At 46.6% G+C, this 22162-nt stretch carries 20 protein-coding genes; 2 read left to right on the forward strand and 18 right to left on the reverse strand.

What is annotated here, in order from left to right; all coding sequences use genetic code 11:
* Nucleotides 1-154: 154 nt before the first annotated feature.
* The gene (locus SNR34_RS16955; RefSeq protein WP_339272366.1) at nucleotides 155-970 is read right to left on the reverse strand and encodes an AraC family transcriptional regulator; all 816 of its coding nucleotides are present in this window, start codon (nucleotides 968-970) and stop codon (nucleotides 155-157) included.
* Nucleotides 971-1164: 194 nt separating this feature from the next.
* Between SNR34_RS16955 and SNR34_RS16960 the strand changes: the two genes are divergently transcribed.
* Nucleotides 1165-2700: a carboxylesterase/lipase family protein gene (locus tag SNR34_RS16960; protein WP_486179694.1), complete on the forward strand. Its 1536-nt coding sequence runs from the start codon at nucleotides 1165-1167 to the stop codon at nucleotides 2698-2700.
* Between the two features lie 147 nt (nucleotides 2701-2847).
* On the opposite strand, the gene SNR34_RS16965 is transcribed toward SNR34_RS16960, so the two are convergent.
* The 11 genes from SNR34_RS16965 to SNR34_RS17015 all read right to left on the reverse strand — a co-directional run bounded on the left by SNR34_RS16965 (nucleotide 2848) and on the right by SNR34_RS17015 (nucleotide 15368).
* Nucleotides 2848-4434, reverse strand: a complete 1587-nt coding sequence (locus tag SNR34_RS16965) for a helix-turn-helix domain-containing protein (RefSeq protein WP_486179695.1) — start codon at nucleotides 4432-4434, stop codon at nucleotides 2848-2850.
* Nucleotides 4431-6188, reverse strand: coding sequence for a cache domain-containing sensor histidine kinase (locus SNR34_RS16970; RefSeq protein WP_486179696.1), 1758 nt, complete (start codon nucleotides 6186-6188; stop codon nucleotides 4431-4433). The genes SNR34_RS16965 and SNR34_RS16970 overlap by 4 nt, the downstream gene beginning before the upstream one ends.
* Before the next feature lie 24 nt (nucleotides 6189-6212).
* Nucleotides 6213-7067, reverse strand: coding sequence for a carbohydrate ABC transporter permease (locus SNR34_RS16975; RefSeq protein WP_236412962.1), 855 nt, complete (start codon nucleotides 7065-7067; stop codon nucleotides 6213-6215).
* A 39-nt stretch (nucleotides 7068-7106) separates the two neighbouring features.
* Nucleotides 7107-7985: a carbohydrate ABC transporter permease gene (locus SNR34_RS16980; protein ID WP_339272373.1), complete on the reverse strand. Its 879-nt coding sequence runs from the start codon at nucleotides 7983-7985 to the stop codon at nucleotides 7107-7109.
* A gap of 208 nt (nucleotides 7986-8193) precedes the next feature.
* Nucleotides 8194-9507 carry an extracellular solute-binding protein gene (locus tag SNR34_RS16985; protein ID WP_236412674.1) on the reverse strand — a complete coding sequence of 438 codons (1314 nt, stop codon included), beginning with the start codon at nucleotides 9505-9507 and terminating at the stop codon, nucleotides 8194-8196.
* A 346-nt stretch (nucleotides 9508-9853) separates the two neighbouring features.
* A complete protein-coding gene (locus SNR34_RS16990; protein WP_486179697.1) occupies nucleotides 9854-10276 on the reverse strand; it encodes a hypothetical protein in 423 nt (140 codons plus the stop codon).
* Between the two features lie 425 nt (nucleotides 10277-10701).
* On the reverse strand, nucleotides 10702-11970 hold the full coding sequence (locus tag SNR34_RS16995; protein ID WP_486179698.1) for a MalY/PatB family protein: 1269 nt from the start codon (nucleotides 11968-11970) through the stop codon (nucleotides 10702-10704).
* A complete protein-coding gene (locus SNR34_RS17000; RefSeq protein WP_339272377.1) occupies nucleotides 11876-12742 on the reverse strand; it encodes a DUF3737 family protein in 867 nt (288 codons plus the stop codon). Before SNR34_RS17000 ends, SNR34_RS16995 begins: the two co-directional genes overlap by 95 nt.
* A gap of 1 nt (nucleotide 12743) precedes the next feature.
* Nucleotides 12744-13607 (reverse strand): aldo/keto reductase, encoded by an 864-nt coding sequence (locus tag SNR34_RS17005; RefSeq protein ID WP_486179699.1) that lies wholly within the window; start codon nucleotides 13605-13607, stop codon nucleotides 12744-12746.
* Between the two features lie 156 nt (nucleotides 13608-13763).
* On the reverse strand, nucleotides 13764-14147 hold the full coding sequence (locus tag SNR34_RS17010) for a DUF2255 family protein (protein WP_486179700.1): 384 nt from the start codon (nucleotides 14145-14147) through the stop codon (nucleotides 13764-13766).
* A 51-nt stretch (nucleotides 14148-14198) separates the two neighbouring features.
* Nucleotides 14199-15368, reverse strand: a complete 1170-nt coding sequence (locus SNR34_RS17015; RefSeq protein ID WP_486179701.1) for an MFS transporter — start codon at nucleotides 15366-15368, stop codon at nucleotides 14199-14201.
* Between the two features lie 193 nt (nucleotides 15369-15561).
* On the opposite strand from SNR34_RS17015, the gene SNR34_RS17020 reads away from it, so the two are divergent.
* Nucleotides 15562-16107, forward strand: coding sequence for a TetR/AcrR family transcriptional regulator (locus SNR34_RS17020; protein ID WP_339272385.1), 546 nt, complete (start codon nucleotides 15562-15564; stop codon nucleotides 16105-16107).
* 195 nt (nucleotides 16108-16302) lie between these two features.
* On the opposite strand, the gene SNR34_RS17025 is transcribed toward SNR34_RS17020, so the two are convergent.
* The 6 genes from SNR34_RS17025 to SNR34_RS17050 all read right to left on the reverse strand — a co-directional run bounded on the left by SNR34_RS17025 (nucleotide 16303) and on the right by SNR34_RS17050 (nucleotide 22157).
* Nucleotides 16303-16875 (reverse strand): DUF6609 family protein, encoded by a 573-nt coding sequence (locus tag SNR34_RS17025; RefSeq protein ID WP_486179702.1) that lies wholly within the window; start codon nucleotides 16873-16875, stop codon nucleotides 16303-16305.
* Between the two features lie 213 nt (nucleotides 16876-17088).
* Nucleotides 17089-17847 carry an SDR family NAD(P)-dependent oxidoreductase gene (locus SNR34_RS17030; protein ID WP_236412664.1) on the reverse strand — a complete coding sequence of 253 codons (759 nt, stop codon included), beginning with the start codon at nucleotides 17845-17847 and terminating at the stop codon, nucleotides 17089-17091.
* Between the two features lie 67 nt (nucleotides 17848-17914).
* Nucleotides 17915-18877 (reverse strand): transketolase family protein, encoded by a 963-nt coding sequence (locus SNR34_RS17035; protein WP_236412960.1) that lies wholly within the window; start codon nucleotides 18875-18877, stop codon nucleotides 17915-17917.
* Complete coding sequence (locus tag SNR34_RS17040) at nucleotides 18877-19710, reverse strand: transketolase (protein ID WP_236412662.1); 834 nt, start codon at nucleotides 19708-19710, stop codon at nucleotides 18877-18879. Before SNR34_RS17040 ends, SNR34_RS17035 begins: the two co-directional genes overlap by 1 nt.
* Before the next feature lie 117 nt (nucleotides 19711-19827).
* Complete coding sequence (locus tag SNR34_RS17045; RefSeq protein WP_486179703.1) at nucleotides 19828-21171, reverse strand: MFS transporter; 1344 nt, start codon at nucleotides 21169-21171, stop codon at nucleotides 19828-19830.
* Between the two features lie 275 nt (nucleotides 21172-21446).
* Nucleotides 21447-22157, reverse strand: a complete 711-nt coding sequence (locus tag SNR34_RS17050) for a FadR/GntR family transcriptional regulator (RefSeq protein WP_486179704.1) — start codon at nucleotides 22155-22157, stop codon at nucleotides 21447-21449.
* Nucleotides 22158-22162 lie beyond the last annotated feature (5 nt).

Genomic DNA, 22162 nt, shown 5'->3' on the forward strand with positions numbered 1-22162 from the left:
GAACTGTGGACGGGAACCGATCGAGAAGCTGATTCGTTATTTCCGGGAATCGGGGAACTGTGCTCTCTTTCGTTAACGTAAATACGGCTAACCATTATTCTGTGCTATTGATGCACTTTGTGGTGTGTGCTTCGGTATTTTGCGCCTTGTTCTATTATCGACAGGTGTCTTTCTGATGCAGCATCATGTATGCTGAGGGCGTATATGATGTTGCTTTCTTGAATACTTTGGAAAAATAAAGCGGGTCATTATAACCGACCGAATAGGCCACGGATTGAACGGTTAAGCCGGATGTTTTCAACAGCTCGCAGGCGCGCCGGATGCGGCATGACATGATGTACGCCGATACCGATTCGCCTGTAGCTTCTTTAAATCGCCGAAACAGGTAACTGCGCTCCAGATTCACGGCCTGCACAATCTCGGCAACAGTCAAGGACGGCTTCCAGTAATTTTGCTCAATATATCTTCTCGCCAGCCATACGTAATCTTTGGGTTCGTCCTGCCGCTCGCTTGGAAAGTATTCCATGTAATAGGACAGCAGCAGGTGCAAGCGCGCATCTGCCCGCAGCACTTCACTTGCCGATGCACCCGCATTCCAGGCCAGATGAAACCAAGGCTCCAGCGTCTCTGGCGCAGCTGATGCAACAGGCTGCGATATCGAAAGTTGGGTCAATTCCAATATCTGCGAGGCGTCCTGCCCGCTGAACTCGACCCACACGTACTCCCACGGATCGTCCGGGTCTGGGTAATAATAGATTTCCTTTTGCGGAAAAATCATAAAACTCTCCCCGGCGCTCAGTCGAAAACGTCGGCCCCCTGTCTCCAGTGTTCCTTGCCCCCGAATAATATAATGCAGCGCATAGACGTCACGTACCCCCGGTCCCCATTGATGGGTGTTACACGGCTTATGTCCGCCGCTGATAAAGTAAACATGACTGGCCCTGCTCCTGTCTCTCCATAATGAGCCCAACCTGATCCTCTCCCTTGTTCATATGTAGTCATTATTAAATATTACTGTCACCTTTATTTTCACGACTGGAAACACAGCTTCAAGTTGCTTATCATGGATATAGAGAGCTTTTGCCCAGCATAGATGTAAGCGCACCCACGCTTCTTGAGACGACATACGTAATGGATATTCAATCCAGAGAGGAGAATGTTGTGTTGCTTAGAACGGTTACAGTAGAAAATGGTCAAATTCAGGGGCTGCCCGCCGCAGATCCGCGTATAACCAGCTTTAAAGGCATCCCGTTCGCAGCCCCTCCGGTAGGTGAGAATCGGTGGCGCGCTCCGCAGCCTGCGCCAGACTGGGATGGGGTGCTGCAAGCTTTTGATTTTGCGCCGATCTCCATGCAAGCCCCAACGGTCATCGACGATAACAACATATACACCCGGGAATGGGCTGTTGATCCGGACCTGCCGATGAATGAGGACTGCCTGTATCTGAACGTCTGGACACCCGCCAAACGGGCCGATGAGAAACTGCCTGTGTTTGTCTGGTATTTTGGCGGAGGACTTCAAGTTGGTCACACCGCCGAAATGGAGTTTGACGGTGAACGTATTGCCCGCAGAGGCATTGTTGTGGTTACCGTCAACTACAGGCTTAATGCGTTTGGCTTCCTGTGCCATCCCGAAATCAGTGCCGAATCCCCGGAAGCTCCGGCCAACTTCGGACATCTGGATCAACAGGCAGGCACGCAGTGGGTGAAACGCAACATTGCCGCCTTTGGCGGGGATCCGGATCAGATCACGATTGGCGGACAGTCTGCGGGAGGCGGCAGTGTACTCAGCCAGATGACCTCCCCGCAAAATAAAGGGTTGTTCCATCGGGCTGTCATTATGAGCGGCATGGCGACCGAGCTGTACCCGAATGTACGTGTACCCGCGGTTCGCGGCACACTGCGTGATGCCGAGCAGGAAGGTGTTGCATTTTTCCGCTTCCTGGGAGTATCCTCGCTGGCTGAAGCAAGGCAGCTGGATGCCGAATACCTGCGTGACAAAGCATTGGAATACAAAGGCTTCTGGGGAACCGTTATCGATGAACAGTTCTGTGCAGGCGATCCGTTCACCCGCTTCATTCAGCATCAACGCGAACCCGTTCCCGTGATGCTCGGGCACACGTCTTCCGAGTTCTGGACCCGGCCTGCGGTAAGCAGCCTGGACGAACTGAAACAGATGGCTGCCGAACGTTTTGGCGAGGATGCCCCGGCCTTTTTGCAGCGCTGCGAAGCCGACACCGGTGACTTGGAACATGCCCTGCAGATGGCTTCAGTCCGCATGATCGAACATGCCATCCAGCTGGCGATTCGATCGAACAGCGGGCACCCGTCCGAGACACCGCTCTATTATTATAACTTCGACGCGGAGATTCCAGGCTGGGATCAGCCAGGCACCTTCCATTCTGTCGATTTGTGGTTTTTCTTCGAAACACTCGCCAAATGCTGGCGGCCTTTCACTGGTAAACATTATGATCTGGCGCGCCAGATGTGTAACTATCTATCCCATTTCATCGCGACAGGTAACCCGAATGGTCCGGATTCCACCGGCAAACCTCTGCCCTATTGGATTCCGGCCAGCGTACAACAGCCTTATCGCATGGAATTTGATGAACAGGCCCGGTTACAGCGTGCTGAGCCTGAGCCTGTACTCGAATTGGTCATTGAGCATTATTTCAAAAAGCAAAATGAGCCTGTTTTGTAACGGTTTGCTGCTACTCTAATATTACAATAAAGAGCCGTGCAAATGTGCATGGCTCTTTATTGTCTTGCCTGTTTAACTTCCCCCTTGTTATCAATGCAGTTATACCTGGTCAGCTGTATGATATTCAATGTGGGCGTTAATCGTTGTCTATGATTTCCCCAAAGCCTTGAATGTGCATGACTCCTCTCGAAATTCGCTCGGGGTTTTGCCCGTATGTTTTTTGAACAGCCTGCTAAAGTATTTCACATCTTCATATCCAATGATCGCAGCCACTTCACTGACTTTTGCAGGAGAGACTGCCAACATCTCCATCGCTCGCCGGATACGCATATTCGTCACAAAATCCCCAAACGTGAGGCCTGTTTCTTTCTTAAACAATTCGCTAAGATGTCCCGGATGCAAATGGACCTGACCGGCCACCTGCTGCAGACTGATCTCCTGTGCAAATCCGGATTCAATGTAGGCAATGGCCTTTTGCACATGTGACGCCTGTCCTTGGCCCATTTCGCAATAATAGGTTTGCATCAGACCGTATAAATGCTGAAACAGCAAATCCCGGAGGTCCGCGGCATCTGCATCCGGTTCCGGCTGCCAAGGTTCATATCGCGCAGGTTCTTCTCTTCCTAATGCATGCATGGTACGAACAAGCCAGCGCTGTCCGGCGATGACCGCAGAATGCAAACAGGCATTGAACGATTCCGGCGTCACTTCCGGATCCATGATAAGCTCGCTTACAAGCTCTCGTGTCCATGCGGTCAGCATGACAGGATCATTATCGAGCAGAAGTGTCCCCAGAGCAGTTTCTTCTTCATGCGAAAGCAGTGTTTTCCCGCCTTTGCGATGACGTACATGTTCAATGCCCCATATTTTATCCTCCAACAACCCCAGAAACTGAAATGCCGTGGATGCGGTCATGTAACTTTCGTGGAGGCGTTCCTCACTAGAAACCGGATGTCCTATAGATGCACGCAGTTGACATTTCAGCAATGGTTCCATGTGATTGAACACCGCTCCCAATATGTTCTGCAGTTCCTGCTGCCTGTTCGGTAGCTGTATAACGCCAATAACCTGTTTCTTATGAATATGTACGATTGCGCCAGGCAGCATATCCTCCAGCATGTTATGTACTGCAAACCTCAACAGCGCAGCCGAAGAATGACTCCATCCTTTGGCCTGAACAATGAATACCTGTTGATAGCCATGCCCCTCATTCAGAGAATCATCGGCGAATTCGACGGCTCCCCTCTTCAGGAATGCAGGGCAAGAACCCGAATCCACGTCACCATCAATAACCCATCGTTCAAACAAGTGCTGCCTGTTCTCCCGTATTAGTCGTCCTTCTTCGGATTTTTCAGCCCAACGATCCATAATTCTTTGTTTGGCTTGAAGAACCGTTTGAATGATTTCTTCCGGTTTGCTCGTTTTGAGCAGGTAGTCCTTCACTCCCTGGCGGATCGCTTGCTGGGCATAAGGGAAGTCATCATATCCGGACAAAATAATAACCTCCAACTCCGGCAGCAATCGCAGCCCTTCGTCGGCCAGTTCAAGCCCCGTCTTACCCGACATCCGGATATCGGTCATCAGAATGTGAGGGCGTTCTCCTGCCAACCGCGTTATCGCTTCTTCCGCTGAGGCTGCCGGTGTGAGAAGTTCTATCCCTAACTCGTGCCACGCAATTACGCTGGCAAGTCCGGTCCGAATAATTACTTCATCATCGACAATTAGTAGTCTCATGGTCTTTCCTCCAAAAAGGGTATGGAAAATGAGATCCGAGTTCCCCCGCCGATCCTGCTGTCCATTTCTAATTGAGCGTCAGGCCCGTAATGAAGCAGCAGTCGCTCATTCACATTGTGAATCCCGTATCCGCCAACGAACGGTTTCTCATCCGGCTGATTTTCCCTCAGCTGGTCCAGCTTCTCTTGCTCCATGCCAACGCCATCGTCCAGCACGAGTACGTTCATTCGTTCCCTCCCTTGATCCTGCCGAATCATGACGGTAATTGTTCCCGTGCCAACCTTGGGCTGAATACCATGGATCATCGCGTTCTCGACGAGCGGCTGGAGCAGCAGCTTCAGCATCATCCTTTGCTCCAATGCGGGATCCACGATATACTGGACTGCAAATTTATCGGGAAAACGGATGGACTGCACACGTACATAATGCTGGATGTGCGCAATTTCCTGTCCTACAGGACAGTATTCTTTACCGTTGTTCAAACTGATCCGCAGGAAATCACTCAGACCTTCTACCATTTCTGCAATTCGAGTCTCTTTCGACATTAAGGCAATCCAGTGAATGGACGAAAGGGTATTATACAGAAAATGAGGATTGATCTGTGCCTGAAGCGCCCTGAGATCCGCTTCCTTTTTGCGGGCTTCACCACGTATAACTTCATTCTTCAAACTCTCGATATGCGCCCCAAGCAGATTATAGCTCTCTCCGAGTCTGCCAATTTCATCATCGGTTTCGGTTCCGAACAAAGGAAGTGGACGATGTGGGTCAATACGGGACAAGTGTCTGGTGAGCACACGCAGAGGCCTCGTCACTCGGCGGACGGTAAACCAGACAAGTCCTGCGCAAATGACAGCGGAAGCAACCACAGCGAGTGCCGTAAGAATCAGAATATAACCGTTTTCCGACTTGTATTGATCGTAGGGCACCGTTCCGGTCAACGTCCATCCCGTCAACGGTTGCGGGTAATAGAGGAGCGTGCGTTTATGTTCTCCGCTGCCATACGTTGTCGTGCCGCTCCCCTGCTGCCACATCGTTGTTTGCACATCTGGTTCAACCTGCTCCAGAGATTGCCCAAGCCGGGATTTATCCATGGAAGCCAGTATTTCTCCCGAACGCCCGATCAGCTCCAAGCGGCCTTCGCCTCTTCCAAGTCCCAGCGTAGCCCAGTCTTTGGATATAGCCTTTTCATCCAGACTGATTGCGAGCCACCCAAGATGACGATAGTCATGAATGCTGCGGATGGGACGTACCAGCGTGATCACATTTTGTATCCCTGCATAGTTGTGAACCGGATACACGCTGGTCCATGTTTTGTCTCCATCTCCGCTTGGTATTGGCGGATAGGCAATCCCCGGCTCATACCAGGTTGCCGTCGTCAAGGAGGCATTGAACCGATCCGGATAAATCGCAATGTTCGCGATATACTTTTTGGAAGCTGCCAGATTGGTCATTCTGCCGACAATGTCCACGCGGTCCAGCTCGTGATCTTCATTTCGACTCAAGTACTGCTGAATATCCCGCTCCCCGATCAGAAAAATCGATAGATTCTCGGCGTCCTGCAGCATATAGCGGAGGTTGGCTTCCACTTGTTTTAATGTATCCATGCCGGATAGCTTCGTTTTCTGTTCGGTAATGCGGGACGAAATCAAAAACGCGAACAGACCTAGCGCCAGCAGCGGCACAATCATGGAAGCTGTTACGACCACCGAGAGTTTTCTCTGGAGCGAAGAAGTAAGCCAGCGTCCCAATGCCATTTCCTCCTCTGGATGCGATTTCGTTTATCCTTTGACCGCACCAGCCGTCATGCCTTTCATGACCTGTTCCTGAAAAACAAGATATAAAATAATGGTCGGAATCACCGATAAAGTCATGGCGGCCAGCGTTAATCCATAGTCCGTCTGATATCCATCTGCGAAGTTCGCAATCGCCAGCGGCAGCGTTTTCAAACCGGTTTTGTTGATGAACACGAGTGCAAACGAAAAATCGTTCCAAGCATGCAAAAAGCTCAAAATCGTAACCGTGGACAAGGCAGGCACCGACATGGGCAGCATGATCCGGGCAAACAGTCCCCACAGCCCTGTTCCATCCATAAAAGCAGCTTCTTCGATGTCTCGCGGCACACTTGTCAGGTAAGCTGTGAGCACAAAGATGGCTGTAGGCAATGCAAACGCCGTATAAGGCAGAATTAACGCCCAATATGTATTCAACAAGGACATCTGCTTCATTAGAATAAACAAAGGAACCAGCGTACTATGAATGGGAATCAGCATACCCACAACGAAAAAAGTCATGACCAGTCCCTTCCAACGGAACTGGAACCGCGCCAATATGAAAGAAGCAAGCGCAGCAATAAACAGCGTCAATACCAGCGATCCCAACGATACAATCAAGGAGTTGCCAAATGCCGTTCCCAGTTTCGAGCTTTCCCACGCATGGCTGAAATTGGCCGCGTTCCATTGGGCCGGCAGCCCAAAAGGTCTGCTGTAGAAATCTTCATTCGTTTTAAACGCACTAATGACGAGCCAGTAAAACGGATACAATGTTAAAATACCATACACTGTTAGCAGCGTCCAAATGATTCCACTCCGCAGACGACGAACCGGATGGCCTGAAGCTCTTCCTGAGGATGGCATCGTTACAGGTGTTGTACTCATTGAATTCACTCCTCTCCCTCAGTTCTCTTTCCGTTTGCGACTGGTCACCCACTGGCTTGTTCCGATTAGCAGCAAGGAGATCAGCACGATGGTTGTTGAGATGGCACTGCCGAAACCATATCGGTATGTGGTAAAGGTGGAATTATACATATAGGTAGCGAGCAGCTCTGTAGCATGTGCCGGCCCCCCCTTGGTCATGATGTACACCAGATCGAAGGATTTCAGGCTGCCCGAAATGCACAAGATGATCGCGACCTGTACGGTTCCCCAAATCATGGGCAGAGAAATGGACACCAGCTTGCGGATTCCTGATGCTCCGTCCATCTTGGCCGCGTCATGAATCTCACCGGGAATGTTCTGCAGCGCAGAGATGAAAATAATCAGGTACAAACCAACGAAGCTCCAGAGCAGCGGCGGTACAAGAGAAAAGATAGCCATCTTATCATCAGAGAGCCATTGCAGTTTCCAGCTTTCCAGCCCCAAGGCGTCCAACAGAAAGTTCAAAATCCCAATCTGTGGATGATAGATATACTGCCAGATCATGCCGATCACGACGGTAGATAACACCATGGGCAGAAAGACGGCGGAACGCAGGAAGCGCTGCAGCGGATTGCTTTTATGCAGCAATACCGCCAGCATCAGCGCTAACGGAATCTGTCCAAAAACGGACGCCAGGACAAAAATCACGTTGTTTTTCAGCGCCCGCCAGAATATGGGATCATGCCAGATCTCCACGTAGTTATCCAGACCGATGTAGCTGGACTCCCCGATTCCGGACCAGTTAAAGAAACCATAATAGGCTGACCAAACAACGGGGACAAATACGAACAACGCATATATGATCATTGCCGGAGCAAGCCCCAGCAGGATAAAACGCCGATTGCTTAATGCGTTCATTTATTCACTTCCCTTCGTTAATCGCTTTCTACCGACTGCAAAAACATTCACACCAGGCCACTGCGAGTGCAGTACATTTCACCTTGCAAATGAGAGGTTCAGACGTAAACCCCCTCCTCTGAGGGGAAGGGGGCGATGGCTGCTCAACAATCATTATTGTGCAGTACTTGCATCGTTTTGCGTCTCACCAATACTCGGATCAGACTTCTTAGTTGCCAATAGCATTGGCTTGTGCAGCCTGAATTTTGGCCGCGATCTCTTCGGCTTTGCCGCCCATCAACAGTTCCTGCAGTCCGTTATTAATGACTTCTACCGTTGCAGACCCCAGCTTGGAATCGTAGACCGGGTTAATCTTCACTTCCTGCATTAAATCATACAGCTCCACGAACAAAGGATGTGCCTTGGATTTATCCAGATCAATGTTGTAGCTGACGAGCGTGCTGCTGTCCAGCGTAGCCTTCTGGCCGTCCGGACCAGCCAGTGCGTAGAACAGCTCCATGGCGGCTTCTTTTTGGGCACCGCTCAGCTTCTTGCTTACACCCAGGCCGGTACCTACCACGCCAGAGGTTGTTCTTGCCTCCCCTTGGCCACCGTCCACGGGTGGAAGAATAGTAATATGCGTATTGTCCAATACCTCTGCAGGAGCGTTGTTCACCAGGTTTGCCAAAGCCCATCCACCATTCATGACCATGGCTGCTTTCCCCTGAAAGTACAGCTGCATCATCTGTGTCTCGTCAATACTGTTAAAGCCATCCTGGAAAGCTTTGTTGTTGCCAAGCTCCTGCATCTTATTTAGCGCCTCGATAAATTGCGGATCCGTAAAACTCGCTCCATCCTGGGCGACTGCCTTCAGAAACCAATCCGTGCCTGTAATCCGGTCAGCGAGTGTACTGAAGATCGTGGATTGTGCAACCCAGTTAGCCTTGTTCCCAAGCGCCATCGGAATTACCTTGTTCTCGTTAAATGTTGCAATGGCTTGCTCCAACTCGGCCCAAGTCTCAGGAACTTTGACGTTATACTTTTTAAATAGTGCCTCGTTGTAATAAATGAATGAGCTTGGCGCCAGATTCATCGGCACGGAGTAGATCTTCCCGTCAACCGTGTAACCATCCAGTGCGTTCGGGATAAAATTGTCCCTCCACTCTGGCTTCGCGTCCAGCTCCGCATTAATCGGCTGCAGCAGATCGCCTTTTACAAATTCTTTCGTCATTGCATCAGGCCACATGACAAACAAGTCCGGCATTTCATTCGCAGCGGCCACCGTGCGGAGCCTTGTTCTGAGACCATCTGTAGGCAGGCCCTCATCGACCACTTCAATCTCTGGATGGGCCACGCGGAAATCCTCAATGATCTTGCGCATCGCTACCGCTTTTGCATCCTGGCCGGTCCAGTTATGCCACAGCGTAACCGTAACTTTATTGTTGCTGTCCGTTCCTTCCGACTGATCACTGCCACTGCAGGCTGCGAGTATCATTGAAAATAAGGCAATAGCCATACATCCCGAAAGCCATCTTTTTAACATTCTTTAATCCCCCTCGGCATTTTGAATACATTTATTGTAAATGATAACGCTATCATATCGTAAGGTGACGATCCACGGATGCAGGGGTGAAAAATATCGGATGCATGCTTACCAAGCGTTTCAATTAAAAAAGTCGCTAACTTAGCGACTTGGTAGGGTATTATTTACGATAATATGAAAGTGTAGCTGCTATCTCATAAGCCGCATTGACATCTTTTCCACCTATATCACAATGTGGTCCGCAAACCAAAGCAACATTCGTAACAAGTATGCTCAAATCAAATTCATCCAAAATTGTGAATGTGTATATGTTATTTGCGGTTTATATAGCTTCATCTTCCAGAATTCAAACAATAGTTGCACAGTATCCTGTTTGCTTCCCTTTTTCAACGGCCTTGATATAACCATCAAAGTAATAAGGGATATCATCTTCTTTTCCATTCTGAATTCTGCCTCTAACTTTATCGAATGCAAATATTGAAATTGAAAATTCAGGCTCACCCGTAACTAAAACAGGCTGCTCTCTTTCTTGTACCCAATAATACTTTCCACCGTAATTCCTTCTTGCCACTTCGAAAATGTAACTTCCAACCATCGAAGAAACAGAATCCAACGTATCATGATCCAATTCATACTCACATAATTCGTCAAGAATAACGTCTACTTCACGTAGACTGAGTACGCTAAAATCAAAGTTCCCTTTATCCGAGAAATTGTTTTTGAAGCTTTCTGCCGTTGAAATAATGTCTTGTTCTAATCTACTTTGCATAAATCTAACCTCCGCCTCATACACCATTGCAAATTGAACTTACCTATATTGCCGGCATATCCCAATATATTATTTTCGCTTGTTCGTCCCCTAATCTATTCTCCAGACATTTCCGTTATCCTACCCGTTAGCTTGATGATTATTTTTAATTTCAAACAATTTGATACAACATGCTGATCATTTTTGATGGGAATCTTCATTAAAATAATGTTTGAACTGTTTTTCCATTTTATTCGCTACTAAGTGGGTGGAGCGTAAATGTACAATTGCTGTTATGACAAAATACAGGGAGACTATTGTAATAACGGAATAAACGATAACCATCTAAAACTCCTCTCTAGAAGGTAGGTGATCAAAGATTGCCTGGTTCTATTTGACGCGACTCCTGGAACAATAATCGCTAGCCAATCGCGGTCTGCTATGATCTACTTATTGTTACTGACGTGTGAACTGTAGGTTTGAAATACCTCAACCCCTTTTTTCAAACGTTGCAATCCATCTACAAGGCGTTCTCTAGGGCAAGCATAGTTCAATCGAATGAATTCATGTCCGTTACCGCCATAAATGGTGCCCTCAGAGACATATAATCCTGTCTCCTCCCTTATGAGTTTGCACAGATTATTTACATCATGAGTCACAGTCCGGCAATCGATCCAGGCCAAATAAGTAGCTTCCGAATGGATAACCCGCAGCTGAGGCAGCTGACTGACCACAAAATGTTCGAGATACTGCTTATTCGTCATGAGATAGTCCAATAAGGCTTGCAGCCAAGGCTCCCCTTCCGTATAGGCCGAGATTGCCGCTTCAATCGCAAAAGCGTTAGGTTCGGCAACCTCATCGGTATTGATGCTGCGATGTACGAGTTTTCGGATCTCCGGATTCGGCACAATAATACTCGACGTTTGAATGCCTGCAAGGTTGAACGTTTTCGTTGGCGCTACACAGGTAATGCTATTTTGAGCAATTTCTTCCGATACGGAAGCGAATGGGATATATCGGTATCCTGGATGCGTTAAATCACAATGAATTTCATCGGAAAGAATAAGCACTTTATGCTTAACGCAAAGCTTACCAAGTTTCTCAAGGTCTTGTCTGTCCCACACTTTGCCGATTGGGTTATGCGGGTTGCAGAAAATCATAATCGTTGTATCAAGATCGGCCAGCTTCTTCTCCACATCGTCAAAATCGATCGAATAGTGATGGCTATCGTAAACCAAATCACTTCCGAGAACTTCTCGTTGATTGTTCTTAATGGAGTTGTAGAAGATATTATACACAGGCGCAAGAATAAGGACCTTGTCGCCGACTTTGGTCATTTTGCGCACGATCGAAGAGATGGCAGGCACTACGCCTGTGCAAAACATAATCCATTCTTTTTGAATTGAAAATTGGTGTCTCTTTGCCCACCACTGGGCGACTGCATCGTAGTAAGTGTCCGGTACCGTGGCGTATCCAAAAATACGATGGTTTAATTTCTTTTGCAGGGCATCGACGATAGCCGGCGATGTCTCAAAGTCCATATCTGCCACCCACATCGGCAGTTCTCCCGGTCCAACCTCCCATTTATATGAGTTCTTGTCCAATCGGCTCGTCATTTTGTCAAAGTTGAATGACACTTCTTTCACCTGCTTTATCCAGCTCGTATTTGGTGTTGGCGGCAAAGATTTTATCATCATCGGTGATGATTTTGCCAATATCCTTCGCTTTGATTTTTCCGGAGATTGGATTTCTAACACTGTCAATCATGGTCTTGGCTTCCACCTCTATGGTTGAGTACTCAAATGCCAAGTCGGTATTAAGAATTGTCCCGTTCTCAATTACGAGGCGGTCCATGTAACACATTCCTTGATTGCTTTCGATGGTGCAGTTGATAAACGTGATGTTCTTTGAATTCCAGCCTAGATATTCTCCGATGATCCATGAATCATAGACAGTGACGTTCTCGCAATTCCAGAAGGCGTCTTTCGATATAAGCTTTGCATTACGGATCGTCATATTCTTTGCTCCATCGAAAGCATAGTTCCCTACCAGTGTGAAATCGTCGATGGTGATATTTTCGCTATTCATTCCAAAGTAGTCGCCTTTTGCGGTCACATGATTCAAGTGAATATCCGTGCAGTTCCATAAGGTCTCTTGTGCATTAGGCAGATCCACATTCTTCAGGAGGATTTTGCTCGAACGCCGAAATGTCTTCGGTGCCTCGATGATGCTATCGTTCATGGAAATTTGATCCGTATACCATATTCCCGATCGGGCCATTTCTAGAAAAGTGCTGTTATTGACGCGAATATTGCTGCAGTACCATAACGGATACTTCCATTTGAAAATGCTATTATGAATAGCAATGTCGTTGCTCTCCTTTAATGGCGACTCGCCATCCGCAAATATCGAATTCTTAATGATAAGATCTTTACTCTTAAAAAGAGCTCGTTCTCCGGTTAGCATTTGTTGATCGATCGTTTGCATTTTACTTTAATTTCCCTCCAAATACCGGGAAGAAGCTATGCTCACCATAATCCTGGATGTGCTCTACATTCTTCAAGGTCTCCATATCTGCATCGCTGATCACAAAATCAAGCTCTGCATTGTTTCTCATGTGATCTGGATTTGCCGTTTTGGGAATGACGACCAGTCCAAGCTGGATATCATACCGGAGGCATAGCTGGGCAACAGATACTCCATACTTTTCAGCTATTACCTTAATATCTGCATGATCAAGGACTGCACCGTGTGCAATTGGTGAATATGCTTCTACCAAGATGTCATTCTTCTGACAGAATTCAATGAGCTCTAAGGGCGTATTGCTCACATGTGCCAAGATCTGATTGACCATCGGCTTGATCTCACAGCTCTCAAATATATTCTCTATATCATCCTGAAGGAAGTTAGAAAGACCGATTGCCTTTACTTTGCCTGTTCTATAAGCATCCTCCATCGCTTTCCATACTTCTTTGTTTTCCTCGAAGTAACGGTTCTCCTCACGGAACTCCTTCCAAGGCTGCGGGCTGTGGATAATCAGAAGGTCAATGTAATCCAGCATCATTTTTGATAAAGACTCATCAATGGACTGCTTAACTGCATCATAGTTCTTTGCTTCTGCAGCAACCTTTGTCGTAATGAAAAGTTCTTCTCTTGCGACACCGCTGGAACGGATTCCTTCCCCTACACCAACTTCATTCATATAAGCCTGTGCAGTATCAATATGGCGATATCCGATAGATACCGCATCACGTACTGCCTGTGCCGCCTGTTTATCATCAAGCAGCCAGGTACCAAGGCCCAATTTTGGAATTTCTACACGATTTGATAATTTGTAAGTTTCGTTAAACATGTTTTCGTCTCCTTTGCATGGTTATTTTTTTACATCCTTATCAGTAAGTTCATTAGTCAGTGGGTGATGGCAGTGATCAAGGGTTCCTTGTCATTGCCAACATTTTCATTACCCTGACATGCACCTTGCTTTAAATGGCGATTTTGCAGATGTACATCAAGCATTGGTTTCGCGCGGTGCAACCTTGACTGTCGCAGAACGAGCTCGTGTACTAATCATCGAGTTTAAATAGGAACTGCCGTTGTACTTCGCACGGTACGCATTGTCGATGAGATCGCCCGTATGCCCACCGATCGGTTCGAAAACGACTTCCTTTGTCATGCCAGCGACAGTGATACGCCCCGCCTTCTCTCGTATTGCAGCCTGATACCAACGGGAGTTCTGACCGAAGTAGGCGCGCACATAGAGTGAGTCATCAACCACAACAGACCAAATCCAAGTCGGGGTGCCGTAGGTTATTCCGTCTTCGCGGAACGGCGAGATGTGCAGGTCGTCAGCTTCAGTTATTTTGCGCAGTTCTTCTTTCGACCATGTGTCCATGAGAGGCATCCTCCTTATTAGGCAACTATTATAGAATGTTGAATTAAATTCCTATCTAGAAAATTGATTTATGGAACTATACTTGTAATTTCTCATTAAAATAAATACTAAACTCAATATTAAGAATAGGAATCCGCCTAATACGACGTACTGCGTACCCAATCCAGATATAACCAGTCCACCTAACGATGTACCGGTTGTTACCCCCAAGTTACCGGACGCCAGAAACAGTCCATTCGAGAATTCAGGGGCTTCCGGAGCTGCAGACGACATCCAGTACTGACTGATATTATTTCCTATAGCCACTACGATTCCAAAAATCAAAACAATGAATGCCATAGGTACAGTGAACTGTCCCATTAAGAACAACAAGATGTAAACGCCCCCTAATACGAATGGAAAAGAGGCGACAGATTTTATGGCATTTTTAGTAAGCAGCTTCCCGGCGACGATGTTTCCTATTATACTTGCCCCACCGAATAGGAATAACATGAAACTAATCGTTTTCCCGGGTACATTGGTAATGGTTTCAAGATACTCGGCAAGGTAACTACTGACTCCATACATCGCTGCATTTATAAAAATGACCGCAGCAATGGACAGCCAAGTCATTGGTTTTGTTAATACAGTTAATTGAGATCCATAAGAGAGTCTTTCCTGAACAGGCATAGATGGTACGAATAGCAATATAGCCATGAATGCTATAGCATTCACAATAGTAAAGAATAACATTGCCATATCAAGCGAAGTTGTATTAGCAATCAAACTAGAGACAGGTGCACCAAGTACCATCCCTCCCGTTACTCCCATAAATACTTTAGAAGTGGCTTTTGGAGCCTCTTCCTTGCTAACAGAGGCTGCTGCCGCTGTCAAAGCGATTGAGACATAAACGGGATGTAAAAAGGCTGGGATCACACGAGCAATTAATAAAACGGTAAAGTTTGATGCAAATATGGAGACCATGTTGCCCAGAACGAAAACACCTAATACAAGTAACATTACCTTCTTGCGATTGATGCCCGAAAACAATAACGGCATGATGGGCCCAGATATGGCAACAGCAAGTGCAAAGAGACTCACTAGCAACCCTGCTTTGGAGATACTGATATGAAAATGGTCCGCAATTAAAGGTAATATCCCTACGATCCCCATTTCCGTATTTAAGATGCCGAAAACACCTATGGTCAATATTAGAATCAACCATTTATTTCTGTTAGCCAATAATAAGCAACTCCTATCTTCAGCAGTTTTTGCGCAGCAGATGATTTAACAAAGAAGGTTGTTTAATCAACTCATGTCTATTATTATATGGGTAAGAAAGATACATTCAATGGTTAAAATAACGAAGTCTGTTGATATCTCAACACAGCAATCAAAAATGTTAATTATCTAAGAAAGTTTGGTGAAATATAGGATGGTAAAGATGGATCGGAGAATTGCTAAAACGCAGGAAGCCTTGAAAAAAGCTGTTATTGAATTAATGAGGGAAAAAAACTTCGATGATATTACTATTCAGGATATTGCAGATCAGGCTGACCTTAACCGCGGAACCATTTACCTTCATTATCAGGACAAATATGATTTGTTGGATAAACTGATCGAGTCACATATGAATGAACTAAGCGAGATGGATGATTGGGCATGTAAGCTGGATTGGAGCAATGGGCTTGTACCTTTTTTTGAGTACTTTGAGAAAAACTATTTATTTTTTTCGACCATGTTAGCGAGTAAAGGAGCCCCTTCTTTTAGAACTCGGCTTCAAAATTATGTTATGGAAGGATTCAAAGGAGAGATTGATCGAGAAAGCGGAAAAAATGTGGATTTAATTGAAGATGTTATGTTGCAATATGCGGGTACCGCTTATGTAGGAATCATTGAATGGTGGATTCGAAATGAAATGCCGTATCCCCCGCAAATCATGGCCAAACAAGTTGGAACCTTATTGGAGAGAAGCCTATAGAACATTGCTGGTCCATTTGTCATACAGCTATTAAGAAATTAAACCTCCAGATTAGTGATGTTGCCAGGTCGGATTCGCAAGACGAAAGAAGAGCAGGCCACTTTAGGGCCTGCTCCTGATGTACGTTATCAACTGTCTTTTCCCATTAGCAACATCATTCTTCATTTACGCATTCACTTTATAGTTAGGCTTTAATTATGCTCCCAGGGATTTGTGCTCCACACTAACCGAAGGCTTGGAATAGAACAATAGATATAGTCCAACTCCTAGTTTGGTAGCTCCATCAAGAATTCCGAAATAAAGGAAGGGTACGGGCTGAAGCAGCATCCCAACTATAGCAATTACTGTACAAACCGTTCCAAGGATAATCATGGACTTTCCGTGAACGTAATAAAATATAAAGAAATGAATCCCCGTTGCAAGAAGTGCCCCGAGCCAGATCATCCGCCAATCCAGGCTTGGAAAAAACGGACCTGCGATCAAAAATATGAGAATAAAAAGAGCGATCACCCCAATATTCCCCACCCGATCCTGAAAAGATGCGCTTGGCCCCTGAGATAATCTTCGATGGACACTCGAATTTAAAAATGAAATATAGAAACCAATAAAGTATCCGGTCATAAAAATGAAAGGATTTAAATAGTATTCTCCTCCAAATAACGTTGATACAATGATGACGGTTCCGATGATGGTCAGCCACAAACCACAGACTCGTTTCTGGTTAAATTGCAATGGAACTTCACGATCATATCCTAGTTTTTGAAGCATCCCCGCCTCCTGGAAAAGATATAGTGGAGCTGTTTGGAGCATAGGCTCAATTCAAGTTATTCTGCGTGGGTGCTCAACGTTCCTGCCAGATCCTTGAACAAAAGCAGCCGACCACATCGATCGGCTGCTTTTTTGCTTTTACTGTGCTATTGTTTCCCCTACGTTAAACTTCCTTAAGCCATCTTAAGACCTTGTATATCATAAGCCAGTCTTTCAATCCATATGCGAGCCACCGTTAATATCGATTTCCTCTCCTGTAATATAGGACGCCTGACTTGAGGCCAGGAAAGCGATGGCCGACGCAATTTCTTCGGTTTCTCCCGGACGTCCCATTGGAATGCTTGCGATGACTTCTTTCGCCGTATCCTCATCAAGCGATTTCCAAATGTCGGTATTCACAAGCCCTGGTGCGATGCAGTTCACCGTAATGCCGTTCGCAGCCACCTCGCGGGCGAGGTTTTTAGAGAATCCAAGCACCGCTGCCTTCGAAGCCGAGTAATGGGCCCCACCGAAGACGCCGCCACCACGTTTCGCGGATACGGACGACAAGCTGATGATCCGGCCATATCCCTGTTTTTTCATCTGCCCCAGCACCGCCTGGGTGCACAGGAACAAACCGAACATGTTTACGTTGAATACGCGTGTGATGTCTTCCAGCGTCATTTCTTCAACGGTTGTTTTTTGGGAAATTCCCGCATTGTTCACTAGAATGTCAATTCTACCGAAATGCCGGATTACTTGCTCCACCATGGCCCGGTTCGATTCCTCGCTGGTTACATTCAGTTCGATGCCGATGGCTTCCCCGCCTTGGGCACGGATTGCGTCCACCGTCTCCTGAATTCCTTCTTGATTGATATCCGCGATGACCAGCTTCGCGCCTTGCTTGGCCAATGTCAAAGCGATCGTGCGACCGATTCCCCGTTTTGAACCGCTTCCTGTGACGATTGCTACTCTGTTATTCAATTCAAACATGAAACTAACACTCCTTTTAATTTTATGATTCAAACCCGCTGGGTTCGATGGATCCGGCATGGGTCGCTTATCGGTTGTTTTTCACCAGGGATTGCGCCGTGTGCACAATGTTCTCCACCGTAATCCCGTTCATTTCAAGAAGCTTCTCATAAGGAGCAGACTCCCCAAACTTATCCTGTACACCGATTCTGCGGACGATGGCGCCTCCTTCCTCGGCGACCACTTCGCTCACGGCGCTGCCTAGCCCGTTTAGAATGTTGTGGTCTTCCACCGTAATAATCCGTCCGGTACGCAAGCAGTCCACCACGGCTTCGCGATCAAGCGGTTTAATTGTATGCATGTCAAGCAATTTTACGGACACGCCGGATTGTTCGAGAATTTCCGATGCTTCCAAAGCCAAATGGACCGTATCGCCGTTTGCAATGATGGCGATATCATTTCCGTCTTTCAGTCTTTTTGCTTTTCCGATCTCGAATTCATCGTCCTCGCCGTAGATGACCGGAATGGTATCACGCGTAAAACGGAGGTAAACCGGTCCATAGTGTTCCGCGGCCTTAGCAACCAACTTGCGGGTGGAAGCATAGTCCGCGCCCATAATAACCGTCATGTTCGGTATGGTGCGAAGGACGCCCATGTCCTCAATCGCTTGATGGCTTCCTCCGTCGTTGGCTGGGGTCAAACCGCCATGGGAGCAGGCGATTTTTACATTCAAGTGTGGATAGCATACCTCTTGTCGAATCTGTTCCGCCATGCGCAGCGAACCAAACACCGCATACGTACTAATAAAAGGAATTTTGCCGGTGGTCGCCAGCCCGGCTGCAAGGCCTGCCGCATTTTGCTCGGCAATCCCAACGTTAATATGCTGATTCGGAAGTTGGTTGGCAAACTCCGTCGTTTTGCACGATTTGCCGATGTCGATGTCCACAACGTAAATATTTTTGTTTTGTTTGCCAAGTTCCAAAATTTCATGTCCAAATGCGTCACGAGTCGCAATTTTCTTAACGGTTGCTTCACTTTTTGGTGTACTCATCATTTTAGCCCTCCCGCAAGTTCTTCCATGGCTTGCTTATACTCGGCTTCCTTCGGGGCGGCGCCATGCCAGCCGCATACGTCCTCCATGAACGAAACGCCTCTTCCTTTGACCGTGTTGCAGACGATACAAATCGGTTTCCCATGCTTGAGATCCCTTATTTCGTCCAACGTATCTACGATCAGTCCCATGTCATGTCCGTCGATTCTTCTCGTATCGAAACCAAATGCTTTAAATTTTTGCTCCAGGTCCAAATTCGGCATAATCTCGTCGCAAGTTCCGTCGATTTGAAGATTGTTGTCGTCCACAAAAACGATCAGGTTATCCAACTGATATTTGTTCGCCGTTTGCGCCGCTTCCCAGATCTGCCCTTCCTGACACTCCCCGTCGCCGAGCATCGCGAACACCCGGTATGATTTGCCGTCCCTTTTGCCCGCGATCGCCATGCCTACCGCGCAGGAGAGGCCTTGACCTAAAGAACCTGTCGAAATATCAATTCCTGGACATTTTTTCATATCGGGATGTCCCTGGAACGGCGATCCATACTTACGAAGCGTATGCACGTTTTCGAAGGGAACGAACCCTCGATGAAGCAAGGCAGCATACTGGATTGGACACACATGCCCTTTCGATAATACAAAACGATCACGGTCCTCCCATTTCGGATTCAGTGGGTCAATATTCATTTCGTTGAAATACAGCGCGGTTACGATATCCGCAGCAGACAACGATCCGCCCGGATGCCCGGATTGAGCCTCGTAAATCATCGTAAGTGCAGTTTGTCTCAGTTCGATTGCTTTTTGTTTAAGCTCGTCGACCTTAAATTTTGTCATTGTGCTCACCTCATTTTATGATTATATACCGATTTGTCATGTTGTCTACTTGTATCCTAAGTTATTGTAAAAAAAACGAGTATTTAGATCCTTTCTTATACTCATTTTTTAAAAACATTAGCCGACCTTACTCGAGCTTGCACGATCCAACGATGTTGAATGGATTTTATGGCTTTTGCCCGTTTGCTTCACCAAGAAGATGATAATTGCAGCGCTTACAATCATGCTGATTCCCAGCACAGTCAAACCGAGATTATGACTGCCTGTCATGTCATTCACAAATCCAACGAAGTATGGCCCGAAAAACCCGCCAAGGTTTCCGATACTGTTGATCAAAGCGATCGCTCCGCCAGCGGCTGCTCCCGTTAAGAAAGATGGCGGGATTGCCCAGAACGGAGAGTATGCGCCGAATGCTCCGCAAAGGCTAACCGTTAGAAGTGCAAACGAACCGACTAGGCTGAATTCCGACACGTACAAGCTGGCTATCATTGCAATGGCACTTATCGTCAGGCAGCCGGCAACGTGAAACTTTCGCTCATTCTTTTTGTCCGAGCTTTTTCCCACCAAATACATGACAACCATGGCACAAAGATACATGCAGCCTAGCAACCAGCCGATGCTTTGCAGACTCCATCCCGTCGTTTCGGTTAGTCCTCTTGAAATGGTTGGCAGGAACATATTAATGCCGTAATATCCGAACATCCAGAAGAAGTAGCCGATCGCCAAAATAAGAACATCTTTGTCCCGCAACACTTCAAGAAACGTCGGTTTTTTCACTTTTTGCTTCTCCAGCGCCTCTTTGCGGGTCACATCCAGCAGCCAAGTTTTCTCATCACCGGTCAGCCACTTGGCGTCTTCAATGCGATCCGTCAGGTAGTAATAACAAATGATGCCCAGAATCACTGCCGGAACCGCTTCCAAAATAAATAGCCACTGCCAACCGGAAAGTCCAAACCATTCAATCTGCAAAAGGAACGTCGATAACGGGGAACCGATTGCGTTTGCGGCCGGAATGGCGATCATGAAACCGGCAATGGCTTTCGCGTGATGTTTGGATTGATAGAATCCACTAAGATAATGAACCATACACGGATAAAAGCTGGCTTCGGCAACGCCGAGCAAGAAGCGAACGATATAAAACTGGATCGGGGTCTGAATGAACGCCATGACGACCGCCATGATTCCCCATGTAATCATGATCCGGCTGATCCAGCGCCTTGCACCAATCTTGGACATCATCGCGCTGCCTGGAACCTCCAACAAGAAGTACCCCAGAAAGAAAATTCCTGCACCGAAACCGTACACCGCCTCGGAAAAACCGAGTTCTTCATTCATTCGCAAGGCAGCAAAGCCGATGTTTACCCGGTCCAGAATCGAAATTGCGAAACATAAAAACAAAAAAGGGATCAATCGCATCGTTACTTTACGAACTGTAGATTTCTCAAGCTGAAGTAGATCCATAAGAAAATCCTCCCATTAATTAATACGAATCCATTTTTGATTTAAACGCTTACAATTTGGTTCGAAAATGGATACCATATCTTCCGTTGCAGAGTTTCCAATAGTTAATTTGCTTCACCTCCAATTGATTTGTAATCTTGTAAACTTGTATCCTAAGTTAACTTGTCTAGAATATAACAAGTTCATTTTTAATTGTCAATAACTGATTATAAAATTTTTAAAGAATAAGCATAACAAAAATCCCTATGCCTTTACCTTATGCATAGGGATTTTTGTTAATCTTTCCAATAACGATCATAAAGATTTTGCATATGCTCCATCATCAGCCTGGCAGCGGTATCCTCTTCTTTTTGCTCAATAGCATTAATGATTTCCTGGTGCTCTTTAAAATTAGTGTCTCTATAGTCCGGACGGGTTACTGTCCGATCCCGAATAAATCTCCACATTTCCTGCTGTTTCATTGCTTGGGTAATCACAGTCATAAACTGAATATAAAGATCATTGTGTGAAGCTCGAGCAATTTCCATATGCAATCGTTCATCGGTTTCAGGCACATAGTGTCCTTTCGAAGTTTCGGACTCCATCTGTTTGATCGTTTCTCGAAGAAGAAGGATTTCTTCTTTGGTAGCCCTTTGAGCCGCCATTCTGGCAATGAGCGGTTCAATGCTCATTCTCGCTTCGACAATGTCCTCTGGAGACACCGAGTTTATTAACGATTCGTCGGTAAGCGACTCATCCTGTGCGACAATGCTTTTGACGTAGACACCTTCACCTTGTCTGGAATAAATGTACCCTTTCATCTCCAATGCACTCAGTGCTTGTCTTATAGGAGCACGGCTTACTCCAAATTGCGCACACAATTCACGTTCCGTTGGAAGCTTGTCTCCGATTTGAAACGTACCGGATTGTATTTCGGAAAGAATCTGATCATAAATCTGAATGTACAGTTTGTTGCTGGATACGCGATTGAATTGTATTGTAATCATCTCCC

It is taken from the genome of Paenibacillus sp. XP01 (assembly GCF_057364885.1).